This window comes from Protofrankia sp. Cas8, assembly GCF_963555845.1.
Lineage (GTDB): Bacteria > Actinomycetota > Actinomycetes > Frankiales > Frankiaceae > Protofrankia.
Window position 1 is genome coordinate 8,823 of the sequence record NZ_CAUVXI010000116.1, and the last position, 8,068, is coordinate 16,890.

5 protein-coding genes are annotated in these 8,068 nt (G+C 71.3%); all 5 read right to left on the bottom strand.

Going from position 1 to position 8,068, the window contains the following annotated elements:
* Positions 1–1,319, bottom strand: a 1,319-nt coding sequence (locus tag U9977_RS16610; RefSeq protein WP_416210659.1) for an FAD-dependent oxidoreductase, incomplete at its 3' end; no start/stop codon positions are given.
* Between the two features lie 89 nt (positions 1,320–1,408).
* Complete coding sequence (locus U9977_RS16615; RefSeq protein WP_322750180.1) at positions 1,409–2,512, bottom strand: mycofactocin-associated electron transfer flavoprotein alpha subunit; 1,104 nt, start codon at positions 2,510–2,512, stop codon at positions 1,409–1,411.
* Complete coding sequence (locus U9977_RS16620) at positions 2,513–4,516, bottom strand: mycofactocin system FadH/OYE family oxidoreductase 2 (protein ID WP_322750181.1); 2,004 nt, start codon at positions 4,514–4,516, stop codon at positions 2,513–2,515. It lies immediately after the preceding gene.
* Positions 4,513–6,717, bottom strand: coding sequence for an NAD(P)-binding protein (locus tag U9977_RS16625; RefSeq protein ID WP_322750182.1), 2,205 nt, complete (start codon positions 6,715–6,717; stop codon positions 4,513–4,515). The genes U9977_RS16620 and U9977_RS16625 overlap by 4 nt, the downstream gene beginning before the upstream one ends.
* A gap of 28 nt (positions 6,718–6,745) precedes the next feature.
* A complete protein-coding gene (locus U9977_RS16630) occupies positions 6,746–7,534 on the bottom strand; it encodes an enoyl-CoA hydratase-related protein (RefSeq protein WP_322750183.1) in 789 nt (262 codons plus the stop codon).
* Positions 7,535–8,068: the final 534 nt, after the last annotated feature.

An 8,068-nucleotide genomic window follows, 5' to 3' on the forward strand; every position in this document is an offset into this window, starting at 1 on the left:
GCGGCGGTACCATCCCGGACGAGGTCACGCAGTGTTACGCCGCTGCCGCGCATCCGGGCGCGCGCGATCGCCACGAGACCCCGTTTCGGACGCGGGTTCGTCACGGTGAACATGTCCTCGACGATTCCGCAGATCAGGTCCGGGTACCGCTGTTGCGTCCGGTCGCCGAGCACGAGCGCCGGTGCGCGGCGAAGTTTTTTGTGGTCGGCCAGCACGAACGACGACTCAAGACGCTGTCGGTAGCCGGCGAGCCCGCGTGCGGAGGTGTCACCGGCGTCCAGGGCCGCCACCGCGGTCTGGCCGGCGGCGGCACCGGATGCGATCGCGAAGTTGACGCCCTCCAGCCAGATCCCCGCGGCCAGGCACATCGCGGCCGCGTCCCCGGTGACCAGCATGCCGTCGCCGACCAGAGCCGGCATGGCGTCGTAGCCGCCCTCGGGGATGAGGTGCGCGCCGTACTCGACCAGTTCGCCGCCTTCGACCAGCGGATGGATCGCCGGGTGGGCCTTGAGCTCGGCGATGATCTCCTCGGGACGCCGGCGGGAGGCGGCGAGGTCGGGTAGGGACAGCACAACCCCGACCGAGATCGTGTCAAGGTTGGTGTAGACGAACCCGCCGCCGGCGATGCCGCCGGTACCGCCGAGGATCTCGATGTCGACGCCCTCGCGGTCACGGACCCCGAACCGGGCGTCGATCTCGCCCCGGGGCAGGGAGAGGACCTCCTTCGCACCTAACGTGAAGTGACGGGCGCCGGCGTTCGGGTACAGGCCGGCCTCCTTCGCCAGGAACGAGTTGACCCCGTCCGCGGCGATCACCACCGGCGCGCTCAGGTTGCCGTCGGGACGGTCGGTGCGCACGCCGGTGATCCGTCCGGTGACCGGGTCGCGCAGCAGCCCGGTGGCCACGGTGGAGGTGACGAGCGTGGCACCGTCCTTTTCGGCCAACCCCGCGAACCACGCGTCGAAGTCGGGCCGCAGCGTGGTGGCGCCGTTGTACGGCGGCCGGCCCCACTTCTGGTTGCGGTAGTCGATCGACAGCGCCTGCTCACCGGTCAGGATCATCGTCTGCCGGCGGGTGACCCACCGCTGGATCGGTGCCTGCTCGGCCCAGTCCGGCACCAGGTCGTCGAGGACCCGGCCGTAGACGACCCCGCCGAAGAGGTTCTTCGAGCCCGGGAACGGTCCGCGTTCCAGCAGCAGCACCGATTTTCCCGCTCGCGCCGCGACCAGTGCGGCCGCCGAGCCGGCCGGCCCCGCACCGACGACGATCACGTCCGCGTCATGTCCGGCGTCGGCACGGGCATCCGATGGCGCTGGCATCGGCGGGGACAGCGGGTTGGTGGCCGGACGCTTCGGGGGCGAGGCCAGGTGCCCATCCGGATAGAGATCATCCGAGGGTGGTGAGCCGCTCACGGAATGATCACCGCACTGGTGGCGGGGGCGCGCTCGCCGGCGGTGCTGACGGCGGGGGCGCGCTCGCCGGCCGTGCGCTCGCCGGCCGTGCGCTCGCCGGCGGTGCGCTCGGTCGCGACTCCGGCCGGCCCGGCCAACTGTCGGCGCAGCTCGGCGACGACCGCGGGGGCGTCCGCGACGATCGCGAGGTCGGCCATGGCCATCATCGGCGCGCTCCCATCGAGGTTGACCGAGATCACGTGATCGGGGCTACCCAGGCCGCTGGTGTGCTGGACGGCCCCGCTGACCCCGAAGGCCAGATACAGCCGGGGCGCCACGATCGCCCCGGTGGTGCCGATCTGGCGTTCGAACGGGATCCAGTCGAGGTCGGCCACCACCCGGGTGCCGCCGAGCGACGCGCCGATCGCCGCCGCTACATCGGCGAGCAGTGCGAAGGCGTCCGCGCTGCCCATCCCGTGTCCGCCACCGACGATGCGCGACGCTTCGGTCAGCGCGATCGTCGCCGGGTCCGCCGGTAACACCGCCAGTACCTCGGCGTCGACTACCTCGGGGTCGCCGGCTACGGCGGGATCAGGGACCGCCGGGGTGAACGTGCGGATCCGCGGGGCGAGCTGGCATGGCGCGACACCGCGGACGCCCGGGATGAGCGTGACCACCACCGGGCCGCGCACCGGTGAGTGCTCGGCGAGCCGGCCGTCGTAGCGTGCGGCCACGATCTCGTGGGCGCGTACGGCGATGGCGTTCGCGACCAGCCCCCGGCCCAGCGTTGCGGCCAGGCGCGGAGCGAAGTCCCGGCCGTCCGGGGAAGCGGGCATGATGATCACGTCGGCGTCGATCGTGCCGCCGTCGAGTTCGGCGGCCAGCACCGCGGACCAGGCTGCCGGCGCGAACTCGCCGGCCTCCCACAGCGTGACGTCGGCCGCGCTGGTCAGATCGGTCGCGGCGGCGGCCACGCCGTCGCCGACGAGCAGGACCCGTCCGCCCGCCTCCGCGGTCACCTCGTCCGCGCCCGCCGGCAGCACGCCACGGCGCACCACGACCAGCCCGAGTGAGGATCTCGGCGGTGCGTCGGTTGCTACGACGGGTGGTGATCCCGACATCTACAGGCTCCTCCCGATCCGGTCGCCGTCGATCACGGCCGCATGTGCCCGCCGTGGTGCCACACAGTCTCCAACCCGGTGGACGGCGACCTCACCGGCGTCGCGCAGGGTGAGGTACAGGTCGTCCTCGGGTTCCTCGGGGACCGCCAGGACAACATGGTCGAACGGACGTGCGGTGGTCGTCCCGGTCGGGTGGAACAGCACCTGCAGGCCGGCGTCGTCCAGGCCCAGCACCACGCTGTCCGGTATCTGGGCAATGCCCTTGCGCGCAGCCCGGATGTTCCAGCCCTCGCTGTCCAACGTCACCCCGAGACCCTGGCCGACCTGCATGTCCGGGGAGAGCACCGTAACCTCGCAGCCGCGGTCGGCGAGCAGCTCGGCAACGGACGGGGCGTGGTGGAAGCCGATCTCGTCGACGATCACGACCCGCCCGGTCGGGGACGCCGAACCGTCGAGGACCGACCGCACGGTACATATCCGGGGGTCGTCCGGGCCGGCCCACCACGGCCGCGCCGGCCGGCTCCCGGTGGCCACGACGACCACGTCTGGATGATGGTCGCGGACGTAGCCGACGTCCACCCGCACTCCGGTCTTGATCGCCACGCCGAGCGTGCGCAACTCGGCCAGCTGGTTGCGGACGAGGTCGCCGAATTCGGCCCGGCCCGGGACGGTTGCGGCCAGGCGCACCTGCCCACCCGCTTCGTCGGCCGCCTCCACCAGGGTGACGCGATGGCCGGCGCGATGGGCGCTGATCGCCGCCTGCATCCCGCCCGGCCCGGCACCCACCACCAGCACGTCCCTGGGCCGCACCGGCATCGGGAGGATCAGTGTGCCGGCCGGGTCGCGGCCGTCCGGACCGGGTTCGACACTGCCCTGGGCGGCCCGGACAGCCTCCCGGCCGGTCAGCGGGTTCTCGATGCAGCCGAGCCAGCGGTTCAGGCCCATCCGTCCGACGCATTCCTGGTTGCACGACAGGCACAGCCGGATGTTCTCGGTCGCCCCGGCGCGGGCCTGGCGGGCGAAGTTCGCGTCCGCGATCTGCCCGCGCACGATCCCGACGAGGTCGCAGTGCCCGTCAGCCAGTGCCCGCTCGGCCTGCAGCGGATCCTTGAACCGGCCGACACCGACGACCGGAAGGTCCACGGCACCCCGGATCGCCGACGGGATGAACAGCGCATAGCCCGGCGGGACCGCCATTGACGCCTCGATCATGTACAGCGTGGACGTGGCGGTGCCGATGGAGGTGTTGATGTAGTCGACGGCGCCGGTCGCCTCGACGATGCGCGCCACCGCGACGCACTCGTCGAGGGTGATGCCGCCCTCGATCAGCTCGTCGCCGCACAGCCGCACCCCGAGCGCGAGCTCCGGGCCGATCGCGGCCCGCACCGCCCGCACGATCTCCACGAGCAGCCGGGCCCGGTTGGCGAGGTCGCCCCCGTAGTCGTCGGTGCGCTGGTTGGTCGCCGGTGACAGGAACCCCCGCACGATCGAGGAGTGCGAGCACTGCAGCTCGATCCCGTCGAAGCCGCCTTCGACGCAGTGCCCCGCGGTCTTCGCGTAGCCGGCGACGATCTCGTCGATCTCCGCCTGGCTCACAGCCTTGGGAACCTCGCGGAACAGCGGGTCCGCCACGGGCGAGGGCGCCCACACCGGCAGCCGGGAGAACATCCCGGACGCCTGTCCGCCGTTGTGGTTGATCTGCGCGAAGATCGGGACGCCGTGCCGGTGGACGGCTTCGGTGATGCGCCGGTAGCCGGGTATCGCGTGGCGGGAGAAGCCGTGGATCAGTTTCTCGTACGGCCAGTCGGTCGGATGCACCGAGTGCTCCTCGGTGATGATCAGACCGGTGCCGCCGGCCGCCCGGGTCGCGTAGTAGGCGGCGTGCTGCTCGGTGGGCAGCCCGTCGGCGGCGTAGTTGGTCAGGTGCGCCGAGAACACGATCCGGTTCGCGACCGTGACCGGGCCCAACCGCAGCGGGCTGAACAGATGCCGATACCGGCTCATCGACCGACCCCTCGGTTTCCCCGCGCCGGCTTCGCCCGGCCAGCCTCCGCCGCCGGCCGGGATATCCCGTCACCCACGGCGAGGGCGGCCCGGCGTCCCTCCAGCACGGCCTCATAGACGGTCCGGGGAGCGATCGCGTCCCCGACCACCGCCCCGGGCGCCGCTTCGATCTCGTCGGGCCCGAGCACGGGCAGCTCAGCGGTGTTGGTCACCAGCGCCGCACAGGCGATCTCCACCGTGGCGTCGGCGAACACGTCGTCCCCGTAGAGGATGGCGCCGTCCAGCCGGGTCAGCCGGGTCCGTTTCACCAGCTTCACCCCGGCCTGGTGCAGCCGGACGTTCGCCGGCGCCAGATCGCCGGTGCGGGACAGCTGCGTGCCCACCACCAGATCCGGCGAGACGAGCGTGACGTCCCGGCCGGCCGCGGCGAGCCGCTCGGCGACCGCGATCCCGGTCGAGTTACCCAACGGATCCCACACCACCACCGGACCGTCGGCCGGCAACAGATCGACCCCGGCCGCGGCCGCGGTCAGCAACGCCCGCGCGCTCAGCACGACCGCCGCCGGGCCCGGACCACCCGGACCATCCCCGGCCAGGGACACCTCGGGAGCGGGTTCAGGCGTCGGCGCGCTGACCGGGATGGGCTGCTCGCCGTCCCGGCCACCGACCGCGATGATCACCGCGGTGCCGGCTGGCGATGTGCTCCCTTCGATACCTGCTGCTGTGCCCGTTGCTGTGTCGGCTGCTCTGTTGCCTTCGAGACCGGCTTCGAGGCCGGCTTCGATGCCGGTGCGGATGGTCACCCCGAGTCGGGCGCACTCCGCCGCCAACCAGTCGGTGAGGTGGGTGAACCGGGACCGCCCCGCGCCCGCGGCCGCCGCCACCAGCGCCCCGCCCAGGCGGGGTCCGCGTTCCAGCAGCGTGACGTGATGCCCGCGCAGCACCGCGACCCGCGCGGCCTCCAACCCGGCCGGCCCACCGCCGATCACCGTCACCGCAACGGGTACCTGCGCCTGCCCGGCCACCGGCGAGTCGGTCGTCTCATGGCCGGACGACGGTTCACCCACACAGGACACCAGCGGATTGCGGTTGTCGCGTACCTGGCACACCTGGTTGCACAGGATGCACGGACGCGGGGCCCGGCCGGCCCGCACGGTTGCCACCAGCTCCGGGTCGGCGATCTGCGCCCGGGTCATCTCGACCGCGTCGGCGACGCCGTCCGCGAGCGCCGCCTGCGCCATGTCGACGTCCACCACGCTGCCCTGCAGGATGACCGGGACGGCGCGGACGCCGCCACCATCCGGGCCCTGCGTGCTGTCCGTGCTGTCCGGGCCGTTCAGGCCGTTCAGGCCGTTCAGGCCGTTCGTGCCGTTCAGCGCTGCCCGGATGGTGGCGGTGAGCTCGCGGTTGAAGCCGGGCTCCACGTGCATGTCCGGCCGGGTCGCGGCCACCGTGAAGATCGACCCGCGGACCACCACCAGGTAGTCGTACAGCCCGGCCAGAGCGCGGGCGATCTCGACCGCCGCCGCCGGGGTGACACCGGCCCACGGAGCCAGCTCGTCGCAGGACAGCCGCAGCCCGACGATCGCGTCCCCGGCCGCGGCGCGGGTGGCGGTCAGCACCTCCTGCGCGAACCGCAGCCGGTCCGTGCCGTAGTCGTCGCCGCGGGTGTTCGTCAGGCCCGACAGGAACTGGCGCACCAGGCTGTGCTGGCCGGCGTTCACCTCCACACCGTCACAGCCGGCGGCGATCGCCGTACGGGTGGCCTCGGCGAAACCGCGCACGACAGCGTCGATGTCGCCTGGTTCCATCGACTTGGGAACCTCGCGGGTGTTCACCTCCGGTACCTGCGATGGCGCCCACAGCTCCCGCTGGGAGTACGCCGAGCTGCCCTGCCCACCCGCGTGCCCGAGCGCTGCGACCAGCACGGTGCCGTACGGGTGCACCGCGTCCGCGATCGCCCGCCAACCCGCACCGCAGTCGGCGGCGAGGGGAGCCCGTTCGTACGGCCAGTCCGACGGATGGACCGACGCCTCCTCCGTCACGATCACGCCGACGCCCCCGGCCGCCCGCCGGGCGTAGTAGGCCACCGATCGCGACGAGAACGCCCGGCCATGGCACAGGTTGGTCTCGTGCGGCCCGAACAGCACCCGGCTCGGCGCGTTCCGGCCACCCAACGTGAATGGATCTGTGAGCAGCATTGTCGACCTCAGACGTCCTCAGTCTTCGTCAGGCTTCGTTGGCATGCGTGCCGTCCTGCGCCGAGAACCGCGCCGGGCGCTTCTCCTGCCGCGCAAGGATCGCCTCGGCAAGATCCGGCCAGTCGAATGACGCATCCATCAGTTCCACCGATGCCGCGAGCGCCTCGGCACGGGACCGCTCGGCATCGGCGTAGACCTGCTGTTTGATAACGGTAAGCGAGCGAGGAGAACAGTTCGCGGCCAGGTCGCGGGCGTAGTCGAAGGCAGCCCCGAGTTCCGTTCCCGCCGGGACGACCCGTTGCACCAGGCCGATGCGGTGCGCTTCGTCGGCATCTATCGTGCGGCCTGACAGCAGCAGGTCCATGGCGTTCGGCAGGCCCACCAGCCGTTGCAGCAGCCAGGATGCGTTGTACTCGGCGACCAGTCCCAGTCGGGCGAAGGCCGTGGTGAAGATCGCGTCCTTGCTGGCGAAGCGGATGTCCGCGCCCAGCAGCAGGCCGAACCCGATGCCCGCGACCGCACCGTTGACGGCCGCCACCACTGGTTTGGGCGTGCACACGGCGGCGTCTGCGGTAGCGGCCGAGCCCGGCAGGAACTCGCGCAGGGTTTCCGCACCCTGTGCGAGCAGCCCGAGATCCGCACCCGAGCAGAAGCCTTTACCCGCGCCGGTCAGCACGATGGCGCGTACCCGCGGGTCGTCGTCCGCCGCGCGCATCAGCTCGACGTAGCGATCCACCATCGGCGGCGTGAGCGCGTTGCGCTTGTCCGGTCGATTCAGCGTGATGGTGGCAACGCCTTCGGTCACCTCGTAGCGCACGGTGTCGACCCGGTCGTCTCCGAGCACTTCGGTCATACCGGACTCCCTCGGGTTCGGATCGGATCGCGTCGGTGTTCGTGCGGCATCCAGCAGACCAGATGTTGGGCCCACGTGCATACCACGGGCAGCGGGCGATCATCGGCAGGTGATCGTGCGCTTGGCGCATGGTCCACCCGAGAGCGCCCAGACCCCTCGGCCGGTCCCTGGCACGGCGTCGAGGTAGATCGTCGTTTACCCGGTTCCCTTTTTTCGATCATTCGATCGTGGGTGTTGTCGGGATGAACATCCGGCGAGACATTGGCAATCATCAATTGTTCTTGTGTTGGAATTGTTGTCTTGCGCACATTGGATGGCGGCTCGTATGGGTGATGTGCCACCACGGGGATGCGTCCAGGGGTGTCCGGCCCGGTGAGGTCGTGACCTGCGGGTTTCGGTCTCTGTGCGGATGGCGGCCAGGCGGGCGGCCCGCTTGTCGTGGATCAAAACATGATGATCGCTTGAAACAATTATCTATAGCAAAACAATGTCGTGAGT

Bases quoted from the DNA above. Each gene is read 5' to 3' on its own strand.
- U9977_RS16615 (WP_322750180.1), bottom strand. From the start codon at position 2,512: ATGTCGGGATCACCACCCGTCGTAGCAACCGACGCACCGCCGAGATCC.
- U9977_RS16620 (WP_322750181.1), bottom strand. From the start codon at position 4,516: ATGAGCCGGTATCGGCATCTGTTCAGCCCGCTGCGGTTGGGCCCGGTC.
- U9977_RS16625 (WP_322750182.1), bottom strand. From the start codon at position 6,717: ATGCTGCTCACAGATCCATTCACGTTGGGTGGCCGGAACGCGCCGAGC.